The following is a 20,544-nucleotide window of genomic DNA, read 5'->3' as shown; positions in this document are numbered from 1 at the left end:
CGCATGGATCAGATGAAACCCCCGCCGCGCTCGCGCAGCATTTACCTGTTGCCCAACCTGTTCACCACGGCCGGCCTGTTCGCGGGGTTCTACGCGATCATCGCCGCCGCCAATGGCGACTTCGTCAATGCCGCCATCGCGGTGTTCGTGGCCGCGGTCATGGACGGCCTGGACGGCCGCGTGGCCCGGCTGACCGGCACCAGCAGCGAGTTCGGCGTGCAGTACGACTCGCTGGCCGACCTGGTCAGCTTCGGCATGGCCCCGGCGCTGGTGATGTACCACTGGTCGCTGTCCTGGCTGAAGTTCGACGACCCGATCATGGGCCGGGTCGGCTGGGCGGTGGCCTTCCTGTATGCGGCCTGCGCGGCGCTGCGCCTGGCCCGCTTCAACACCCAGGTCAGCGTGGTCGACAAGCGCTGGTTCATCGGCCTGGCCAGTCCGGCCGCGGCCGGGCTGATGATGTCCTTCGTGTGGGCCTTCGCCGACGGCGCGCTGGGCTGGGACGGCAATGAGCTGCGCTACGTGGCGTTGGGCGTGACCCTGGTCGCGGCCCTGCTGATGGTCAGCCGGATCCGCTTCTGGAGCTTCAAGGGCGGTGGCGAGAAGGGCCCGCGCGCCGACCGCGTGCCGTTCCTGGCGCTGGCGCTGGTGCCGATTGCCATTGCGATCATGGTCATCGACCTGCCGCGCGTGCTGTTCGCGATGGGCGTGATCTATGCGTTGTCCGGCCCGGTCAGCTGGATCTGGCAGCGCACCCGCAAGCCGGCCGAGCCGACCGCGTGAGCACCCCGGCCGCCCCGCCGCTGTGGACCCCCGCCCAGCAGTCCTGGCTGCAGGCGATGGGGTATACGGTGTTCGTGGACGGCAGCATTGAAGCGGCCCCGGAACCGGTGGTGGAGCTGGGCGCAATCCCGGCGGTAGAGCCGGGCCCTGCCCGGCTGAACGAAGCCGCTCCCCGTCAGGACGCAGCCCCCACCCGACCCGACGGCGCGCCCACGCCGCCGCGCCGCAACGCCCCTGCTGACGAAGCACCGTCCGCACCCACACCCCCACGCACCGGGACCCGCCGCCCGGCCGTGCGCATGCCGCCGCCGCTGCAGATCGCCCTGCTGCGCGCCTCCGGCTGCAACCCGAACGATCCTGACACCCAGGCGCTGATGGCCAGCTGGAACCTGGACGAACTGCGCGGCAACGCGGCCGCCAAGCGCGCGCTGTGGCCGCAGTTGAGGGCACTGCGCAGGCGGGGCACCGCGTGAGCGCGGTCAGCTCGCCGCGCCCGCCGGCGCTGCGCGCGCTGCGCGAGGCCGATCTCGACGCGGTGATGGAGATCGAACTGCGCGGCTACCCGTTCCCGTGGACGCGCGGCATCTTCGTCGACTGCCTGCGCGCCGGGTATCCGGCGTTGGCGATGGAAGACGACGGCGTGCTGGTCGGCTACGGCGTGCTCAGCATCGCCGCCGACGAGGCGCATGTGTTGAACGTATGCATCGACCCCTACAGCCAGACGCGTGGCCTGGGGCGGATGCTGTTCCGCGCGCTGGTGAAGCTGGCGCGCGACCACGGGGCGCAGCGTGTGTTCCTGGAAGTGCGCCCGTCCAACACGCCGGCCGTGGCGCTGTACCACAGCGAAGGCTTCAATGAGATTGGCCGCCGGCCGCGGTATTACCCGGCCAAGGACGGACGCGAGGATGCGCTGGTGATGGCGATGGAGCTGGTGGACGGCGACATCACGGTGATGCCGCCGTTGTAACCCTTACAGCTTCGCGCGCTGCGCGACCAACCCTTCCAGCTGCGTGGTCCACTCGACCAGGCGCACGCGCTCCTGCTCGACCACGGCGGCCGGTACCTTGTCGGTGAACTTGGAGAGCTTCATCGCGCTCTTCTCCTTCTCCGACTCCACCCGGCCGATTTCCTTGTCCAGGCGGGCGCGTTCGGCGCCCAGGTCGACCAGGCCCTCCAGCGGCACCAGCAGCTTCAGCTCGCCCACGATGGCGGCGGCAGCCGGCGGGGTGTCCGCGTCGGCAGCCAGCCATTCGATGCGTTCCAGCTTGAGCAGGAACGACAGCGACGAGGTGAAGCGCGCAACACGATTGCGGTCCTCTTCACTGCCACCCTGCAGCAGCAGCGACACCTGCTTGGCCGGCGGCAGGTTCAATTCACTGCGCACACGGCGCAATGCATTGACCATCGACTTCAGCCATTCCACGTCTGCTTCCGCACGTGCGTAATCGCCGGCGAACTCCTCGGCGGTCGGGTAGGCGCGCAGCGAAATGGTGTCCGCGTCCAGGCCCAGGCGCGGGGCGACCTGGCGCCACAGCTGCTCGGTCACGAACGGGGTCAGCGGGTGCAGCAGGCGCAGTAGCGCTTCCAGCACGTACAGCAGGGTGTGGCGGGTGCTGGCCGCGTCCTCGGCGTTGTCGCCGTTGAGCGCCGGCTTGGTCAGCTCCAGGAACCAGTCGCAGAACTCGTTCCAGGCGAACTCATACAGCGCCTGCGCCAGCAGGTCGAAGCGGTAGTTGGCGTAGTGCCCCTGCGCTTCGGCCGACACCGCCGCCAGCCGCGCCAGGATCCATCGCTCGGCGTCGGTACGCGGCTGCGGCACGCCGCTGAACTGCGCGCCTTCGGTGTTCATCAGGGTGAAGCGGCTGGCGTTCCACAGCTTGTTGCAGAAGTTTTTGTAGCCCTCGGCGCGACTCATGTCGAACTTGATGTCGCGGCCGTGGGTGGCCAGCGCGGCGATGGTGAAGCGCAGCGCGTCGGCCCCGTGGGCGATGATGCCGTCCGGGAAATCCTTGCGGGTCTGCTTCTCGATCTTCGGCGCGTCCTTGGGCTTCATCAGCCCGGTGGTGCGCTTGGCGACCAGGTCGTCGATGGAAATGCCGTCGATGATGTCCAGCGGGTCGAGCACGTTGCCCTTGGACTTGGACATCTTCTGGCCCTGCGCATCGCGGATCAGGCCGGTGATGTAGACGTCCTTGAACGGGATCTTCCCGGTGAAGCTGTCGGTGGCCATGATCATGCGCGCCACCCAGAAGAAGATGATGTCGAACCCGGTGATCAGCACCGAGGACGGCAGGTAACGCTCGAAGCCACGCTCGGCCATCGCCTGCTCGTTCGGCCAGCCCAGGGTCGAGAACGGCCACAGCTGCGAGGAGAACCAGGTTTCCAGCACGTCGCTGTCCTGGCGCAGCACCACGTCCGCGCCCAGTCCGGCGCGCGCGCGCGCGTCGGCTTCGTCGCGGCCCACGTAGCAGGTGCCGGCGTCGTCGAACCACGCCGGAATGCGGTGGCCCCACCACAGCTGGCGGCTGATGCACCAGTCCTGGATGTTTTCCATCCAGTGGCGGTAGGTGTTGATCCAGTTGGCCGGAACGAACTGGATCGAACCGTTCTCCACCAGTTCCAGGCCGCGCTTTGCCAGCGCGTCCATCTTCACGAACCACTGGTCGGTCAGGTACGGCTCGATCACCTGCTGGGTACGGTCGCCACGCGGCACCTGCAGCATGTGCGCCTTGGTTTCGACCAGGATGCCCAGTTCTTCCAGCTCGGCCAGGATCACCCTGCGCGCTTCGTAACGATCAAGGCCACGGTATTTTTCCGGGGCGTTGTCGTTGATCGCCGCCACCGGGGTGAACAGGTTGATCATCGGCAGGTTGTGGCGCAGGCCGACCTGGTAGTCGTTGAAGTCGTGCGCCGGGGTGACCTTGACCACGCCGGTGCCGAACGCACGGTCCACGTACTCGTCGGCAATCACCGGCACGCTGCGCCCGGTCAGCGGCAGGGTGACGCTGCGGCCGATCAGGTGCGCGTAGCGTTCGTCTTCCGGGTGCACCATCACCGCGGTGTCGCCCAGCAGGGTTTCCGGGCGGGTGGTGGCCACCACCAGGTAATGGCGGGTTTCGCGCAGGGTTTCAACGCCGTCGGCGTCGCGCTCGACATGCTCGTAGCTGGCGCCGTCTTCCAACGCGTAGGCGATCGACCACAGGAAACCGTCTTCCTCCACGCTTTCCACTTCCAGGTCGGAAATGGCGGTCTTCAGCACCGGGTCCCAGTTGACCAGGCGCTGGCCACGGTAGATCAGGCCCTGCTCATGCCAGCGCAGGAACGCCTCGACCACCGCTTCGGACGGCTGCGGGTCCATGGTGAAGGTGCTGCGCGACCAGTCGGCCGAGGTGCCCATGCGGCGCATCTGGCGCTCGATGATGTCGCCCGACTGCGCCTTCCATTCCCACACCTTCTCGATGAAGCCTTCGCGCCCCAGCGAGTCGCGGCTTTCGCCGTTGCCGGCCAGCGCCAGGTTGCGCGAGACCACCATTTCGGTGGCGATGCCGGCGTGGTCGGTACCCACCTGCCACAGCGTGTCGTAGCCGCGCATGCGGTGGTAGCGCACCAGCGCGTCCATCAGGGTCTGCTGGAAGGCATGGCCCATGTGCAGCGTGCCGGTCACGTTCGGCGGCGGCAGCAGGATGGTGTACGGCTCGCCCTTGCCGGACGGCTTGAAGTGCCCGGCCTTCTCCCAGGAGTCGTACAGCTCCGTTTCGAAGGTCTTGGGGTCGTAGCTGGAGGCAAGTTGGGTCATGCGGGGCAACCAGGAGGCAATGAATAAAGGATCAGGGCGCCGGCCGGCCCGATCAAGGGCGCCGGCACGGGCTTACATGTCGTACTTGTTCAGGGTGAAGTCCAGCGCCTTGTACTGGCGCCAGCGCTCGCGCAGCGGTTCGCGCGCGGCCGGGTCGGCCGGCACCACTTCCAGCACCCGGTCGCAGGCGCCCAGGTACGGGTCGTCGCGCAGGTTGATCACCAGCGGCCGCGACGGGGCGGTGCTGCCCGGCACTGCGATCAGCACCAGCGCTTCTTCCTCGTCGGCGTCTTCCCCGGCGATCTGGTGCGGAATGTAGGCATCGTCGTCGAACGACCACAGCAGCTCGTCCAGCTCCTCGGCCTGGGCCTGGTCGCGGGCCAGCACCAGGGTCTGCAACCCGGCGTCGTTGGCCTTGCGGGCCAGCTCGCAGACCAGGCGCAGCGGTTCGGTCAGGAACCGCGGCTTGGCGATCAGGTAGAAATCAGCCCGCGACATTTGCGCGGCCGGCCTGGTCCAGCAGCCACTGGGTCAGCAGGCCGACCGGGCGGCCGGTGGCCATGCCACGCTTGCCTTCGTCGCTGGCCACGCCGGCGATGTCCAGGTGCGCCCAGCGCTGGCCTTCGGTGAAGCGCGACAGGAAGCAGCCGGCGGTGATCGCACCGGCCCAGCGGCCGCCGATGTTGTAGACATCGGCGAAGCTGGAATCCAGCATCGGCTGGTATTCGTCCCACAGCGGCAGGCGCCAGGCGCGGTCGAACACGTGCTCGCCGGCGGCCAGCAGTTCGTTGGCCAGGTCGTCGTGCTTGGTCATCAGGCCGGCGGTCTGGTGGCCCAGCGCGACCAGGCAGGCGCCGGTCAGGGTGGCCACGTCGACCAGTGCGGCCGGCTCGAAGCGCTGCGCGTAGGTGAGCGCGTCGCACAGGATCAGGCGGCCTTCGGCGTCGGTGTTGCCCACTTCAATGGTCTTGCCCGACATCGAGGTGATCACGTCGGACGGACGGTAGGCGTTGCCGTCGATGGCGTTTTCCACCGCCGGCACCACTACCACCAGGTTCAGCGGCAGCTTGGCGGTGACCGCGGCGACGAAGGTGCCGATGACGTTGGCGCCACCGCACATGTCGTACTTCATTTCCTCGATGCCGCCCTGGGTCTTCAGGTTCACGCCACCGGTGTCGAAGGTGATGCCCTTGCCGACCAGCACGTACGGCTTGGCGTTGCCGCCGTTGTTCCACTTCAGCACCACCATGCGCGGGCGGTTGGCCGAGCCGCGGGCCACGGCCAGCAGCGAGCCCATGCCCAGGGCTTCCATGGCGGTTTCGTCCAGGATCTCGGCTTCGGCGCCGGCGTGGGCCTGGGCGAAGGCAACCGAGGACTCGGCCAGATAGGCCGGGGTGCACAGGTTCGGCGGCAGGTTGCCCAGCTCGCGGGCGTGCTGCACGCCGGCGGCGATGGCCTGGCCCTGCAGCAGGGCCTGGGCGTCGGTGCCGGCGATGGCCAGCGTGGCCAGGCCCGGGGCTTCGGGCTTCTTGGTGCCCAGGGTAGCGGTGTAGCGGTAGCTGGCATGGTCGGCGGCGATCACGGCCTGGCGGATGTTCCAGGCGGCGTCGCGGCCCTTGATCTCCAGCTCGGAGAGGGTGAACAGCGCGTGGCGGTTGACCCCGCTCTTCAGCGCGCGGCTGGCGTCGCCGACCGCCTTCAGGTACTGCGGCACGCCGAACTTGGCCGGTTCGCCCAGCCCGACCACCAGCACGCGCGGGGCGGACACGCCGTCCACGTCATGCAGCAGGGTGGTGGCGCCGGTCTTGCCGCTGACATCGCCGCGGGCGACCAGGGCGGCCAGGCGGCCACCGGAAGCGGCGTCCAGGGCCTGTGCCGCCGGGCTCAGGGTCTGGTCGGCGTAGGCGCCGACGATGACGCAGTCGACCTCGGCCGATGCCGGGGACGCGTGATTCAGGGTAAATTCGAGGGCCATTGATCAGATTCCGTTGGCAAATCCGTACAATCGCGAGCTGTTTACGTCCCGTCAGTAGACTGGGCAGCCACGCGAACGAATCCGAGAGTTTAAACCACCGCCCCATGTCGAAGCTCGATCGCTATCTCCTGCGTGATTTCGTCCAGAGTTTCCTGGCCACCCTGATCGTCCTGCTGGTCGTAAGCGTGGGTGGCGTGCTGGTGGACATCCTCGGCAACATCGCCGACGGCCGCCTCCCGGCCAAGCTGCTGTTCTCCCAGCTGGGCCTGCAGTTCATCGTCTACATGCCGCTGATCCTGCCGCTTGCCCTGATGCTGGGCATGCTCCTGGCGGTTGCGCGGCTGTACCGGGACTCGGAAATGGCGGTGCTCACCGCCATTGGCGTGGGCCCCAAGCGGCTGCTGCGGCCGGTGCTGATGCTGGTGTTGCCGGTGGTGGGACTGGTGGGCCTGTGCTCGCTGTGGCTGGGGCCCTGGGCCGACCGGACCAGCGAGCAGATGATCGAAAGCGCCAACCGCAGCCTGGTCATGGCCGGGCTGGAGTCGGGCAAATTCACCATGCTGCCCAACGGCGGGGTGGTCTACCTGTCCTCAGTCAGCCCCGACGGCAGCGGGCTGGGCCGGATCTTCCTGCAGCGTTCGCGCGGGGACCGGATCGAGGTGGCGTCGGCGGCCAGCGGCAAGATGTTCTTCGAAGGCGACCGCCAGCGCTACCTGCAACTGGACGACGGGCACCAGATCGAGGGCCCGGCCAACGGCGCGCTGGACTACCGCCTGATGACCTTCGCCCGCAATGACGTGGCCCTGCCCGACGGTGCGGTGACCCGCGACGAGAAGGACCCCGAGCTGCTGCCGACCACGCAGCTGTTCGGCGACGAGCGCCCGGAGGCGCAGGCGCAGCTGCATTCGCGCATCACCCCGCCGCTGATCGCACTGGCCTTCGCGTTGATGACCGTGCCGCTGGCGCGCAGTTCGCCGCGCCAGCAGCGTTACGGACGCATGATGCTGGCCTTCCTCGCCTACATGGTTGGCATGAACCTGATGTTCATTGGTACCCGCTGGATCGCCGACGGCAAGCTGTCGGGTACGGTGGGGCTATGGTGGTTGAGCCTGCCGCTGCTGGCGCTGGCGATCTGGATGTACCTGCGTGACGGCAAGCTGTCGCGCCCGCGGAGGACCGCATGAAGCTTCTTCCGATGCGGTTCGACCTGTACCTGGGCCGGGCGGTGTTCAGCACCGTGCTGATCACCTGGGCCGTGCTGGTGGGCCTGGACGTGGTGATGGCGTTCTCCGGCGAGTTCAAGGACGTGGGCAAGGGCGGTTATACGCTCGGCCATGCCGCGGCCGGGGTGCTCTACACCGTCCCGCGCCGCGCCTATACGTTCTTCCCCACCGCAGCGGTGATCGGCGCGCTGATGGGCCTGGGCCAGATGGCCGCGACCTCCGAGCTGACCGCGCTGCGCGCGCTGGGGCTGTCGCGCAAGCGGCTCAGCGCCTCGGTGGCGATCGCGCTGTCGCTGATGACCGCGGTGATGGTGCTGAACGGTGAGACGCTGGCGCCGTGGGCGCAGCAGCGCTCGGACAACATCAAGGCCAGCGCCAAGTCCGGTCAGAGCCTGGCCGCCTCGCGCTATTCCGGGGTGTGGGTGCGCGAAGGCGACACCTTCCTCAGCGCGGGCAGCGGCGACGAGCAGCTGTTGCCGGGCGCCGGCACGCGCCTGATCCTCAACGACGTGCGCCTCTACAAGATTGCCGAAGACGGCAAGATCGCATCGCTGACCCATGCCGAATCGGTGGTGCATGACGCCAACGGCTGGACCTTGAACAAGGTGCGTCGCGACACCTTCAATGAACGCTCGGCCACGCGCACCACGGCCGAGTCGGAGAAGTGGGATTCGCAGCTGGACGCCGGGGCGCTGGCGTCCGGGTTCTCCAAGCCGCGCAACCTGGCCGCGCGCGACCTGCGCACCAGCATCGAGTACCGCAAGCGCAACGGGCTGGACGCGCGCGATTACGAAGACATCTACTGGAGCCGCTGGTTCTACCCGCTCAACGTGCTGGCGCTGTGCCTGGCCGCGGTGCCGTTCGCCTTTGGTTCGCTGCGCAGCGGCGGGATGGGAAAGCGGTTGTTCCTGGGCATCCTGTTCGCGCTGGGCTTCTGGCTGCTGCAGCTGTTCTTCGGGCGCATGGCCGGCGCGTTGAAGTTCGATTACCGCATCGCGTACGCGCTGCCGCCGATCGTGATGCTGGTGGTGTCGGGGATGTTGTTCCGGCGGAAGTCGGGGTAGCGCCGGCCGTTGGCCGGCCCATGCATCCCTTCACCGTTTCGGATTACGTCGCAACCGCGTACCGCTTGCGCGGTCGTGCCAGGCAAGACGTTCCCGGTCGACCAACGCCCACCAGAATCCCAACCCGCCCAGCGCGGTTGAGACGGTGCCTACCGCGTAGCGGATCCAGAGCTTCCTCGCGGTAGGGGCGCTGCCATCGGCGCCCACCACCTGCAGCCGCCACGGCCGCATGCCCAGGGTCTGCCCGCCGCGCCGCCAGCTCATCGTGGCGTACAGCCCGGTCACTACCCAACAGCACACCCACAGCGCCCATTGCAGCGCACTGAACGGCGCGATGTTGTCGCGTGCCGCGTGGCCCACCGCGTAGCCGGCGGTGAACAACGCGCCGGCCAGCATCCACAGCGCCAGTGCCGGGAAGAAGTCATACAACAGGGCCAAAAGCCGCCAGTGCAGCAGCGCGCTGGGGCGGGACGTATCGGTGGCGGCAACGGTCGGCGTGCTCATGCGCCGAGCATACCTGCGTATCCTGTGCGCATGTCCACCCCCTCCACGCCCGCCGCGCGCCGCCAGCTGGTGCAGTACCTGCCCGAACTGCGCGCCGACGACGCCGCCTCGATCCGCCACTTCCTCGACGCGATCTGGGCCGAGCAGGGCCTGGCCCGGGCCAGCCTGGACAGCTATCGGCGCGACCTGGAAGGGCTGGCGCGCTGGCGCGACGGTAAAGGCGGCGGCCTGGCCGGCATCGACCGCGCCGGCCTGTTCGACTACCTGGCCTGGCGCGCGAAACACGGCTGGTCGCCGCGCAGCAATGCGCGCCTGCTGTCAGCGTTGCGCGCGTTCTACGGCGACGCCCTGCGGCGCGGGCTGCGCAGCGAAGATCCCAGCGCGCTGCTGGACCCGCCGCGGTTGCCGCGACTGCTGCCCAAGGCCCTCGCTGAGAGCCAGATCGACGCGCTGCTGGCCGCACCCGACGTGGAGCAGCCGCTCGGCCTGCGCGACCGCGCCATGCTCGAATTGATGTACGCCGCCGGCCTGCGCGTGAGCGAACTGGTGGACCTGCCGGCCAACGCGGTCAACCTCCGCCAGGGCGTGCTGCGGGTGACCGGCAAGGGCAGCAAGGAACGGCTGGTGCCGCTGGGCGAGGAATCCCAGCACTGGCTGGAGCGCTACCTGCAGCAGGCACGGCCCCAGATCACCGGCACCCGCAGCGTACCCGCCGCCCGCGACGGCAGCGTGCCGCTGTTCCTGGAACTGTCACTGCATCCGCTGAGCCGCCAGCAGTTCTGGGCGCTGGTGAAAAAGTACGCCGCGCTTGCCGGGATCGACCCGGTACGGATCAGCCCGCATGGCCTGCGCCACAGCTTCGCCACCCACCTCCTCAACCGGGGCGCCGACCTGCGCGCCCTGCAGATGCTGCTCGGCCACAGCTCGCTGTCCACCACGCAGATCTACACCCTGGTCGCGCGCGAGCACCTGCAGAAGCTGCACGCGAAGCACCACCCGCGCGGGTGAAACCGTAGCCCCGTGACCGTGCAGCCCCGGAACGGATGGCGACAGACCACGGTAGAGCCACGCCCTGCGTGGCTGCTCCTAAACGCAGGTCTCGTTTGGATCCAACGGAGACCCCGAAGACTCGCGTACATCGCATGTCCCCGAACCATCCGACTCCCACCCACTGTCATCGTCGGTGGCATCGCCAGAACCGAAAATGGCAGCCTTCGACGCCACGTCATGGCGGGAAATCCTGCTCGGCGCCAGCGACGCAACACTGTCGCGGCGCGCGGGGTCAAGGACGGCCGCAAGCCCCAACTGCTCTATGAATCTTTCCAGACGGGCAAGCTCGCGACCATGACCAATCTCGGGCGCCTGCGCCTTCAATTGGTACGCGGCCGCGAGCGAGAGTGCGTCCGGGCCGTTCGAACTGTGGGAGTCACCTGCAGTGGCCTCCCTGAACATGGTCCGGAAGTCCTTGAAGTCATTGAGTTCACCGTTCCAGTATGAGGTTACAAGCGCGTTTCGCGCACGCGCAGCGGTGGCATCGGCTGTCATCACGGCCTGCAGCGCTTTGGCCGGTCGCGTGCTCATGTCCATGTCGCGAGGGCGATGGCGCTGGCAAAGGTTGAGCAACCTCTCCTCCAGCTGATATTGCTGGCTTGGCTGGTTGCTTGGGTTCATCAGCACACGCAGGTGAGCCAGTTGATGGCTGCGCTCCAGCAGCCGAGGGACATCGAGTCTGCCTTTCCAGTAGGCGCCGATCATCGCTGACTCACTGTTCGCTATGCTGCGCAGGGCGCGCTCTACGCGAAGGCCCCTGTGAGGGGCGGCGACGGCCAACGCCACCCGGGCAGAGGTGCTGCCCAATACCCGGGCCTTGAAGGTGAGTGCTATCGCGGAAGCGGAATGCATTGATAGATGGGGTCAATCACGGGGCGGCCGAGCATGCCTTCGGGTCCCTGCCATTGCTTCCATGAATCACTCACCACGTGACCGGTTGCCCACTCGGGCGCAGGGCCACCACAGTGCCGCCCGGCTGCCTGTGCGAGAATCCGCGCACTCTCACCCGTGGATGTACAGATGCGTCGAGTCCTTACCGTGGCCCTGTTCGGTGCGCTCAGCCTGACCGCCTGCGCCCAGCCGGCTGCCCCCGGCGCCACGCCGGCCGCGAAGCCGGGCAGCAGTGCCGCCACACCGGCCGCTCCCGCCGCCGCAGGCAATGCCAATGCCGACCAGACCGTGCGCAGCGCGCTGGCCGGGCTGGACCCGAAGTTCAAGCCGGACTACGTCGGCGCCGCGCCATTCCCGGGCTTCCGCGAGGTGTTGGTGGGCGGCCAGGTGCTGTACGTCTCCGACGACGGCCGCTACCTGATGCAGTCCCAGCCCTACGACATCCAGAACCGCGCCCCGGCCAGCAGCGCCGGCCTGCTGGCCTACCGCAAGGCGCTGCTGGACAAGGTGCCGCGCGGCGACCGGATCGTGTTCGCTGCGCCCAATCCCAAGCACACCCTGACGGTGTTCACAGACATCGAATGCGGCTACTGCCGCAAGATGCACCAGGACATCCCGGAACTGAACAAGCTCGGCATCACCGTTGAATACCTGGCCTTCCCGCGCATGGGCCCGGCCAGCAAGGACTTCACCGACATGGTTTCGGTCTGGTGCGCGACCGACCGCCGCCAGGCGCTGACCCATGCCAAGCAGGGCCAGCCGGTCGCCCCGAAGAACTGCACCAGCCCGGTGGCGATGCAGTACGACCTCGGCCAGCAGGTCGGCGTGAGCGGCACCCCGGCGGTGTTCGCCGCCGATGGCACCCAGCTGGGCGGCTACGTGCCGCCGGCGCAGCTGGTCAAGGCGCTGGAGCGCCAGGCTCGTTGAAGCATGCGCACCCGGATCATGGATCCGGGGTGCTGGTGGCTTAGACGCTGAAGTCCGGCTCGGACCGGTCGGTGAGATAGCCGCTTGTATCGGCGTCCGACTCGCTGGTGAGCTTATGGATGCTGTCAAAACTGTTGAATGAAGCGAGCATGCTTCGCTCGTCCGGCACCCCGCTGGATTCCACGATCCTGGGGGCCTCCGAAACCTCCACCTTGCGCAGTTTCAGGGTGTCCTTCGCGGCGCGGATTTCCTCGATCAGAGTGAGCGTGTTCGCGTCGGAAAGAGGTGCGGTGGACTCCTGCTTGCTTTCAGTTTGCACGGCAGCGGTATTGCCGGCCGCTGGCCGGCTCTGCAGCAACGCAGACGCCTGATCGGCCTTTCTGATATCGCACGTTTCCTGATCGAACAGCCGCTTCGCCTGGATCATCTCCGAAGGCGAAACATAGTCCCACTCATCGTCCGAATCGCTGTCGATCACCGACCCGATAGAGCCATCGTCGCTGTCAAGGTCGCTTTCGACGTCCGAATTGTAGTCGACGGTCGGCGTGTCGCTGTCGTAATCCACGGGCGGTATCTCAGGCGCGCTCCCGTTACGGGCGGGCATGAATGTGATGGGCGTGTTTTCCCTGCTGTCCATGAGCGTGCGGTTGACCAGCGGCGCCAGCCCGCCGCCAGCCGTAGACACATCGTGCGTATCGTTCTCGCCGAAAAAGCTCGTCAGTTGCCTCTCGGACTGGATCAGCGAAGCCGCCTGTCGGTCCAGCGTGGACCCGGCGATGGACGGGCTTTCCTTCGCCGGCGACGCCCCCCAACCATGGTGGAGCCAGCTGGTGTCCGAGGTTTTGACGATTGAGACAGGCGGCCGTAGGACGTTGGCGACTGTCGCCGGCACGCATGCGCGCGGCAGTGATGCTGCGCCAGTCTTGGCGCGGGGTATGTGGAACGCCGTGAACATGGGCGGGGCCGGCGCCCACGCCCCCTTCTTGTTGTTCCGGATCTCCTTGAGGGTGAGAGGCTTCAGTGCCTCCCGTCCTTCCAGCTTGCGTTGTGCGGCCTGGTTGCCGAACGCTGCGCCGACGCGCAGGAATACGGTGGGAGTACGCATTGGGTAGCATGCGCCAGTGAGGAAGAATCGCCATTATTCGGTGCTGGCCGGCCATGACTTCCAGGAATGCCTCACCCATGCATCCGGCGGCTCTGTTCAGCGTGGCGCCTGATCGCCGTACGGTTGTGTGCGTGCTGTAGCGGACTCCGGCCACCAGTGGCGCTGTGCTTCGGCAATCTCGGCGTCTTCACGCCTGAAGCGCGCGTTGAACCACGCCATCTCTGCTTCGGTGTACGCAACATCCTTGAAGTCGCTGTCCCAGTCGTAACCCCTGCTGGCGGCGGGGCCATTGCTTACGCTGGAAAGCTGGCTGCCCGCGCTGTCCGGCTTTGGCGGACGTGGTGGCACGGGTGGAGGAGTGCGCGCTGCATGGGTATCGGACGTCCCGCCTGCACTCGCGTTATTTGCCCTGAACATCTGAGTCCCGTGTCGGTAGTGAGCCGTTGCCGGGCGAGTCTGGGTCAGGCGATGCAGCTGCACTTTCAAATAATGCTCATTGCGTGCGACTGCACGCCGTACCGCGCCCGGAGCCATCGCAGCCCCGGGCGCGTCCTGCGCGTTACTTCAAGCCATTGCTGATCGTGTTCACCAGCGTGCCCTGGGTGTCGTCACCGCTGAACTCCCAGAAGAACGCGCCGCCCAGGCCCTGGGCCTTCACGTAGCCCATCTTCTCGGTGACCATCGCCGGGGTGTCGAAGCTCCAGAACGTGGCGCCGTTGTAGCTCCAGGTGGCGCGTGCGTTGGCGTCGGTGAAGATCGGATGGTTGAGGTTCTTCAGCACCTTCCAGTCTTCAATGCCCGCTTCGTACGTACCCGCCGCTGCGCTGCCGCTCTGGTACAGCCCGTTGTTGACGTTCGGCACGTTGGTCCAGCCGCGACCGTAGAAGCCGATGCCCAGGTTGAGCTTGCTGGCCGGCACGCCACGCGCGATGAAGGCTTCCATCGCGTCGTTGCTGTTGTACAGCTTGGTATCGCCGGTCGACGGATCCGACGGCGAATCGAACAGCGCCGAATGGTGGCCGGTGATCGGGTCGAACGCGCCGTGGAAGTCGTACGTCATCACGTTGATGTAGTCGAGATAGCCGTGGTACGCCGCCGGGTCGGTCACGCGGATCTTGTCGATGCCCGCGCCTACCGCCACGGTCAGCAACAGACCCGGGCGCACCGCATCGAGCTGGCGGCGGAACTCGGCCATCAGCGCGGTGAAGTTGGCGTTGTCGGCCGCAGTACCGCAGCTCAGCCCGCACGCCACCGGGTACTCCCAGTCGATGTCGATGCCGTCGAACACGCCGGCCGCCGCGCCCACGCCACCGGCACCGTCGGTGACCGGCAGGTTGCCCTTGATGTAGGCGTCGATGCACGACGCCACGAAGGCCTGGCGGTTGGCCGGCTGCGCCGCGCTGGAGAAGCCGCGCGACCAGGTCCAGCCACCGAGCGAGATCAGCACCTTCACGTTCGGGTGCTTGGCCTTGAGCTGCTTGAGCTGGTTCCAGTTGCCGCGCAGCGGCTGGTCCCAGGTGTCGGCGCTGCCGCTGACGCTTTCACCGGCCTGGAAGGCCTTGGTGTAGTCGGCGAATGCGTCGCCGCCGGCCCCGGTGTTCGGGTCCGAAGGCTGGGTGACGCCCACTTCGCAGCGGTTGTTGCGCACGTTGCCGAACGCGTAGTTGATGTGGGTCAGCTTGCTGGCCGAGCCGCTGGTGTCGATGTTCTTGACCCGGTAGTTGCGGCCGTAGATGCCCCACTGGGTGAAGTAGCCGATCACCCGCTTGTTGCCGCCACCGCCACCGCCCGCTGCGGTGGTGACGCTGATCGACGCGCTCTGCGCCGAGGCGTTGCCGGCGTTGTCGCGCGCACGCACCCGGTAGGTGTAGGCGGTGCTGGCGGTGAGCCCGCCGTCGGTGTACTGGGTGGCGCTGGGCGAACCGACCAGGGCGCCGTTGCGGTACACGTCATAGCCGGCCACGCCGCTGCCGCCGCTGTTGTCGGTGGCTGCGGTCCAGGCCAGGTTGACCGTGGTGGCGGTCTTCGAGGGCGAGGACAGCCCGCCCGGCACGCTGGGTGCGGTGGTGTCGTTGCTGGCCGCGTTCACGGTCACGCTCACCGTGGCCGAAGACGTCACCGCATTGTTGTTGTCGGTCGCCACTGCCTTGAAGGTGTGGGTGCCGGCCGAGGCATTGGCCCAGGTCACGCTGTAGGGCGCGCTGGTGTCGATGCCGAGCGAGGTGCCGCCACGGAAGAATTCGACCTTGCTCACGCTGCCGTCGGCGTCGCTGGCGTTGGCGCTCACGGTGATGCTGCTGCCGGCGCTGAAGCTGGCGCCGTTGGCCGGCGAGGTCAGGCTGACGCTGGGCGGCTGGTTGCTGCCGCCGCTGTCGCAGGCGCCCAGGTTGGTGTAGTACTGCGCGCCGGCCGGGTGGTCGGGCGGGGCATTCCAGATGGTCTGGTTGGCCCGGTACAGCACGCCGCCCTTCTGCAGGGTGGTGCCGGCCTGGTAGATCACCGAGGGATTCCACTCGCCCACGCCACTACAGCTGGCGGCCTGGGCAAGGCTGGGGGCGAGGGTGGCCGAGGCCAGCGCCAAGGCCAGCAGCCAGCGGGGGGATAACGATGTCACCTTACTGCGCGCAATCGGGTCAGCCATGGTCGTACTCCGATCAAGGGTGGGCGCTGGTCGGCAGGGTGTCGGCCAGCGTTGCAGCAGGTCCGGGGCCGGTGAGAGGGGCCGGCAACAGCAGTGGGGGCGGACAGGGTCCCGCCGGGCATCCTGCTGGGCGGGTCGTGGCAACGTTGTCATGGATCGCCCCGCCATTCCGTGCGCCAGCGCAAGGTTCGGGCGGCTGGTCGGTGAACCGGGCCGGGCCGGCGGTGGCCCCGCAGCGACCACCCGGGGGCGTCGGACCGGTACAATAGTGGGCCCCGTCTCCAACCACGGTTCCCCGGACATGATGGTCCTCGAGGGCGCATCCGCCCTTTCGCCGTTCCGCCGCGAACGGCTTGAAACCCGCCTGCAGTCCCTTGCCGCCGACGTTCGCATCACCGGTGCCTGGCACGTCTACTTCATCCAGACCGAGGGCGAGGCCACGCCGGACCCGGCGATCCTGAGCCGGATCCTGGAAGCCCAGCCCGCGCTGGCGCCGCAGGAGGCCGGTGCCGTCACCCGCTTCGTGGTGCCGCGCCTGGGCACGCTGTCGCCGTGGTCGAGCAAGGCCACCGAGCTGGTGCGTGGCGCCGGGCAGCCGATCCGCCGGGTGGAACGCGGCCTGCGCATCGACCTGGCCGGCTGGCCGGCCGACGCCGACGCCCGCGAGGCGCTGGTGCGCGCGCTGCACGACCCGATGACCCAGTCGGTGCTGGACGACGCCGCCCAGGCCCAGGCGCTGTTCACCGCGCCGGCCCGTGGCGAGCTGGAGCGGGTGGCGCTGGACGACCTGGAAGAGGCCAACCGCCGGCTCGGCCTGGCCATGGCCCAGGACGAGATCGACTACCTGCGCCAGCGCTTCGGCGAACTGGGCCGCAAGCCGTCGGACGTGGAACTGATGATGTTCGCGCAGGCCAATTCCGAGCACTGCCGGCACAAGATCTTCAACGCCAGCTGGACCATCGACGGCGCGGACAAGCCGCACTCGCTGTTCCGGATGATCAAGAACACCCACCAGCAGACCCCGCAGCACACGTTGAGCGCTTACAGCGACAACGCGGCGGTGGTGGCCGGTTTCCCGGCCGCGCGCTATCGGCCGGACCCGGCCAGCGGCCAGTACCGCAGCGAGCCGGTGGTGGATTCGGCGTTCTGCATCAAGGTGGAAACGCACAACCACCCGACCGCGATCGCTCCGTTCCCGGGCGCCTCGACCGGCGCCGGCGGCGAGATCCGCGATGAAGGCGCCACCGGTCGCGGCGGCAAGCCCAAGGCCGGCCTGACCGGCTTCTCGGTCTCGCACCTGCGCATTCCGACCCTGCCGCAGCCGTGGGAAGCGCCGCGCGCGCTGAACCCGCGCATGGCCCCGGCGCTGGACATCATGCTGGAGGGCCCGCTCGGCGGCGCCGCCTTCAACAACGAGTTCGGCCGGCCCAACCTGCTCGGCTACTTCCGCAGCTTCGAGCTGCCCGAAGGCGACGGCCTGACCCGCGCCTACGACAAGCCGATCATGCTGGCCGGTGGCCTCGGCGCGATCGACCAGGTGCAGGTGGAAAAGCTCAAGCTGCAGCCCGGCGACGCGGTGATCGTGCTCGGCGGCCCGGCCATGCTGATCGGCCTGGGCGGCGGTGCGGCCAGTTCGGTGGCTTCCGGCGAAAGCGCCGAGGACCTGGACTTCGCCAGCGTGCAGCGCGACAACCCGGAAATGGAGCGGCGCTGCCAGGAAGTGATCGACCGCTGCGTCGCGCTCGGCCTGGACAACCCGATCCGCTGGTTCCATGACGTGGGTGCCGGTGGCCTGTCCAACGCCATTCCCGAGCTGCTGCACGACTCCGGCGTGGGCGGTGTGATCGACCTGGGCAAGGTGCCCACCGACGATCCGTCGCTGTCGCCGATGCAGCTGTGGTGCAACGAGTCGCAGGAACGGTACGTGCTCGGCGTGCCGCAGGCGCGGCTGGCCGAGTTCGCCGCGCTGTGCGCGCGCGAGCGCTGCCCGTTCGCCGCGGTCGGCGTGGCCACGGCGGAAGAACGCCTGGTGGTCGCCTACGGCGCCACGGTGGGCAACATTCCGCCCGACGCGCCGATCGACCTGCCGATGGACGTGCTGTTCGGCAAGCCGCCGAAGATGCACCGCGACACCGCGCACCCGCCGGCACCGCGCTGGCCTGCGCTGAAGACCCACGGGCTGGACCTGCACGAGGCCGGCCTGCGCGTGCTTGCACACCCGTCGGTGGCCTCGAAGAACTTCCTGGTCACCATCGGCGACCGCAGCGTCGGTGGCCTGACCGCGCGCGAACAGATGATCGGTCCGTGGCAGCTGCCGCTGGCCAACGTCGCGATCACCCTGGCCGGCTTCGACACCCTGGCCGGTGAAGCGATGGCCATTGGCGAGCGCACCCCGCTGGCCCTGCTCGATGCGGCTGCGTCGGCGCGCATGGCGGTCGGTGAGGCCATCACCAACCTGTGCGCGGCCCCGGTCGATTCGCTGGAAACGGTGAAGCTGTCGGCCAACTGGATGGCCGCAGCCGGCCACAACGGTGAAGACGCGCTGCTGTACGACGCGGTGCGCGCGGTGGGCATGGAGCTGTGCCCGCAGCTGGACCTGAGCATTCCGGTCGGCAAGGACTCGCTGTCGATGCAGGCGCAGTGGCACGACGCTGGCCAGGCACACAAGTCGGTGTCGCCGGTGTCGCTGGTGATCTCCGCGTTTGCGCCGGTCGCCGACGCCAGCACCCAGCTGACCCCGCTGCTGGACCGCGACACCGACAGCGAGCTGTGGCTGATTGGCCTGGGCGCGGGCAAGCAGCGCCTGGGCGGCTCGATCCTGGCCCAGGTGCATGCCGACCACAGCGCGCTGCCGGCATTCGCCGGTGCAGTGCCGGACCTGGACGACCCGCAGCGCCTGCGTGGTTTCTTCGAACTGATCCGCGACGCCCGCCAGGCCGGCCTGCTGCTGGCGTACCACGACCGCAGCGACGGCGGTGCGTTCGCCGCCCTGTGCGAGATGGCCTTCGCCTCGCGCCAGGGCCTGGACATCACCCTGGACGCGTGGGGCGATGACCCGTTCCGCAGCCTGTTCAATGAAGAACTGGGCGCCGTGGTGCAGATCGCGCGCGAAGACCGCGCCGCGTTCGCCGACCTGGTCGAGCGCCATGCGCTGACCGAATGCGCGCAGCGCATCGCGCGCCCGACCACCGCACCGGTGGTGCGGGTCTCGCTGCAGGGCGAAAGCCTGGTCGAGTGGCGCTGGGAAGCGCTGTTCGACGCCTGGTGGTCGGTCACCCATGCCATGCAGAAGCTGCGCGACAACCCGGACAACGCCGACCAGGAACGCGCCATCGCGCGCAGCTTCACCGCGCCGGGCCTGAAGCCGAAGCTCACCTTCGACCTCAGCGAAGATGTCGCTGCCCCGTTCATCAACACCGGTGCGCGTCCGCGCGTAGCGGTGCTGCGCGAGCAGGGCGTCAACGGCCAGATTGAAATGGCCAACGTCTTCGAACGTGCCGGCTTCGACAGCTTCGACGTGCACATGAGCGACCTGATCGAAGGCCGCGTCCAGCTGTCCGACTTCACCGGCCTGGCCGCGTGCGGTGGCTTCAGCTACGGCGACGTACTCGGTGCCGGTCGCGGCTGGGCAACGTCGGTGCTGGAGCGCAGCGCGCTGCGCGATGCGTTCGCCGCGTTCTTCGCGCGCGAAGACAGCTTCGCGCTCGGCGTGTGCAACGGCTGCCAGATGATGAGCCAGCTCAAGGACATCATTCCCGGTGCCGAGCACTGGCCGCAGTTCCGCCGCAACCGCAGCGAGCAGTTCGAGGCGCGTACCGCGCTGCTGGAAGTGGTGGAGTCGCCGTCGATCCTGCTGCGTGGCATGGCCGGTTCGCGCCTGCCGGTGGCGGTGGCGCACGGTGAAGGCCAGGCGGTGTTCGCGAGCCCGGTCGACCAGGCCGCTGCACGCGTCTCCCTGCGCTACGTGGACGGTGATGGCAACGTTGCCAACCAGTACCCGCTCAACCCGAACGGTTCGCCCGACGGCATCACCGGCCTGACCAGCAACGACGGTCGCGTCACCATCATGATGCCGCACCCGGAGCGCACGCCGCGCGCAGTGAACCTGAGTTGGCGTCCTGCGGACTGGAATGGCGACTCGCCGTGGCTGCGCATTTTCCGCAACGCAAGAGTATGGTGCGGCTGAGTGCGCGTGATGACGCAGTGAGCATCATGTGAAAAACCGCCGACACAGTCGGCGGTTTTTTTTTGCGCGCGATTTCAACTCGTGTCGAAGCAACGAGTTACAGCGCGTTACATGCGTGAATGCGCGTGATGAAGATTGCTCACATCGATCTAACAAAACACGTTGATGAATAGTCAGATGTGTGACGCAACTCGCGTTCGAACACTTTCTGCCGTCAAAGTCTTGACGCGGTCAAAACCCTGCGTTAACACTGAGGTCTCATTTCGACAGCGTTCAGTTCTGCAGTAACCCCAAGGATGGCGCGTTCTCTGTTCGTTGCACCCGCCGTTCGGCACTTCACGCAGTAATCCAAAAAGTTCAAGCACACGCCCCCAGGGGACGTTGGACCACGAAGTCCGG

16 protein-coding genes are annotated in these 20,544 nt (G+C 67.9%); 8 read left to right on the top strand and 8 right to left on the bottom strand.

Annotated features, from left to right (window positions below; genetic code table 11):
- The first annotated feature begins 3 nt into the window (after positions 1 to 3).
- From pssA to rimI, 3 genes are read left to right on the top strand one after another with little or no spacing between them, the layout of a single operon-like run.
- Positions 4 to 783 carry a CDP-diacylglycerol--serine O-phosphatidyltransferase gene (gene pssA / locus HGB51_RS16770; RefSeq protein ID WP_070207666.1) on the top strand — a complete coding sequence of 260 codons (780 nt, stop codon included), beginning with the start codon at positions 4 to 6 and terminating at the stop codon, positions 781 to 783.
- Positions 780 to 1,256, top strand: coding sequence for a hypothetical protein (locus tag HGB51_RS16765; protein WP_070207667.1), 477 nt, complete (start codon positions 780 to 782; stop codon positions 1,254 to 1,256). The genes pssA and HGB51_RS16765 overlap by 4 nt, the downstream gene beginning before the upstream one ends.
- Positions 1,253 to 1,750, top strand: coding sequence for a ribosomal protein S18-alanine N-acetyltransferase (gene rimI, locus HGB51_RS16760; RefSeq protein ID WP_070207668.1), 498 nt, complete (start codon positions 1,253 to 1,255; stop codon positions 1,748 to 1,750). Before HGB51_RS16765 ends, rimI begins: the two co-directional genes overlap by 4 nt.
- A gap of 3 nt (positions 1,751 to 1,753) precedes the next feature.
- Here the strand turns inward: rimI and HGB51_RS16755 are convergent, their stop codons facing one another.
- The 3 genes from HGB51_RS16755 to HGB51_RS16745 form a co-directional block, all read right to left on the bottom strand.
- Positions 1,754 to 4,579 (bottom strand): valine--tRNA ligase, encoded by a 2,826-nt coding sequence (locus HGB51_RS16755; protein ID WP_070207669.1) that lies wholly within the window; start codon positions 4,577 to 4,579, stop codon positions 1,754 to 1,756.
- A gap of 72 nt (positions 4,580 to 4,651) precedes the next feature.
- Positions 4,652 to 5,077, bottom strand: coding sequence for a DNA polymerase III subunit chi (locus HGB51_RS16750; RefSeq protein ID WP_070207670.1), 426 nt, complete (start codon positions 5,075 to 5,077; stop codon positions 4,652 to 4,654).
- Positions 5,064 to 6,554 carry a leucyl aminopeptidase gene (locus HGB51_RS16745; protein WP_070207671.1) on the bottom strand — a complete coding sequence of 497 codons (1,491 nt, stop codon included), beginning with the start codon at positions 6,552 to 6,554 and terminating at the stop codon, positions 5,064 to 5,066. The genes HGB51_RS16750 and HGB51_RS16745 overlap by 14 nt, the downstream gene beginning before the upstream one ends.
- A 104-nt stretch (positions 6,555 to 6,658) precedes the next feature.
- On the opposite strand from HGB51_RS16745, the gene lptF reads away from it, so the two are divergent.
- On the top strand, positions 6,659 to 7,738 hold the full coding sequence (gene lptF / locus HGB51_RS16740; RefSeq protein ID WP_070207672.1) for an LPS export ABC transporter permease LptF: 1,080 nt from the start codon (positions 6,659 to 6,661) through the stop codon (positions 7,736 to 7,738).
- Positions 7,735 to 8,841: an LPS export ABC transporter permease LptG gene (lptG, locus tag HGB51_RS16735; RefSeq protein ID WP_070207673.1), complete on the top strand. Its 1,107-nt coding sequence runs from the start codon at positions 7,735 to 7,737 to the stop codon at positions 8,839 to 8,841. Before lptF ends, lptG begins: the two co-directional genes overlap by 4 nt.
- Positions 8,842 to 8,871: 30 nt before the next feature.
- On the opposite strand, the gene HGB51_RS16730 is transcribed toward lptG, so the two are convergent.
- Positions 8,872 to 9,345 (bottom strand): RDD family protein, encoded by a 474-nt coding sequence (locus HGB51_RS16730; RefSeq protein ID WP_070207674.1) that lies wholly within the window; start codon positions 9,343 to 9,345, stop codon positions 8,872 to 8,874.
- Between the two features lie 30 nt (positions 9,346 to 9,375).
- Between HGB51_RS16730 and xerD the strand changes: the two genes are divergently transcribed.
- Positions 9,376 to 10,353, top strand: a complete 978-nt coding sequence (gene xerD / locus HGB51_RS16725; protein ID WP_070207675.1) for a site-specific tyrosine recombinase XerD — start codon at positions 9,376 to 9,378, stop codon at positions 10,351 to 10,353.
- 78 nt (positions 10,354 to 10,431) lie between these two features.
- On the opposite strand, the gene HGB51_RS16720 is transcribed toward xerD, so the two are convergent.
- Positions 10,432 to 11,100, bottom strand: a complete 669-nt coding sequence (locus HGB51_RS16720; protein ID WP_141739113.1) for a hypothetical protein — start codon at positions 11,098 to 11,100, stop codon at positions 10,432 to 10,434.
- Positions 11,101 to 11,415: 315 nt separating this feature from the next.
- Here HGB51_RS16720 and HGB51_RS16715 point away from each other — a divergent pair, with 315 nt between their 5' ends.
- Positions 11,416 to 12,213, top strand: a complete 798-nt coding sequence (locus HGB51_RS16715) for a thioredoxin fold domain-containing protein (RefSeq protein ID WP_070207677.1) — start codon at positions 11,416 to 11,418, stop codon at positions 12,211 to 12,213.
- A gap of 40 nt (positions 12,214 to 12,253) precedes the next feature.
- On the opposite strand, the gene HGB51_RS16710 is transcribed toward HGB51_RS16715, so the two are convergent.
- The 3 genes from HGB51_RS16710 to HGB51_RS20470 form a co-directional block, all read right to left on the bottom strand.
- Positions 12,254 to 13,318: a hypothetical protein gene (locus HGB51_RS16710; protein ID WP_070207678.1), complete on the bottom strand. Its 1,065-nt coding sequence runs from the start codon at positions 13,316 to 13,318 to the stop codon at positions 12,254 to 12,256.
- Between the two features lie 96 nt (positions 13,319 to 13,414).
- Positions 13,415 to 13,666, bottom strand: coding sequence for a hypothetical protein (locus HGB51_RS16705; protein WP_141739114.1), 252 nt, complete (start codon positions 13,664 to 13,666; stop codon positions 13,415 to 13,417).
- 211 nt (positions 13,667 to 13,877) lie between these two features.
- Entirely contained in the window at positions 13,878 to 15,959 is a 2,082-nt protein-coding gene (locus tag HGB51_RS20470) for a glycosyl hydrolase family 18 protein (RefSeq protein WP_070207679.1), read from the bottom strand.
- A gap of 301 nt (positions 15,960 to 16,260) precedes the next feature.
- Here HGB51_RS20470 and purL point away from each other — a divergent pair, with 301 nt between their 5' ends.
- On the top strand, positions 16,261 to 20,145 hold the full coding sequence (gene purL, locus HGB51_RS16695; RefSeq protein ID WP_070207680.1) for a phosphoribosylformylglycinamidine synthase: 3,885 nt from the start codon (positions 16,261 to 16,263) through the stop codon (positions 20,143 to 20,145).
- The last annotated feature ends 399 nt before the right edge of the window (positions 20,146 to 20,544 follow it).

Origin of the sequence: Stenotrophomonas bentonitica (assembly GCF_013185915.1) — a bacterium.
GTDB lineage: Bacteria > Pseudomonadota > Gammaproteobacteria > Xanthomonadales > Xanthomonadaceae > Stenotrophomonas > Stenotrophomonas bentonitica.
Note: the sequence above shows the minus strand (reverse complement) of the source record. Positions and strands in the feature narration are given on the sequence as shown.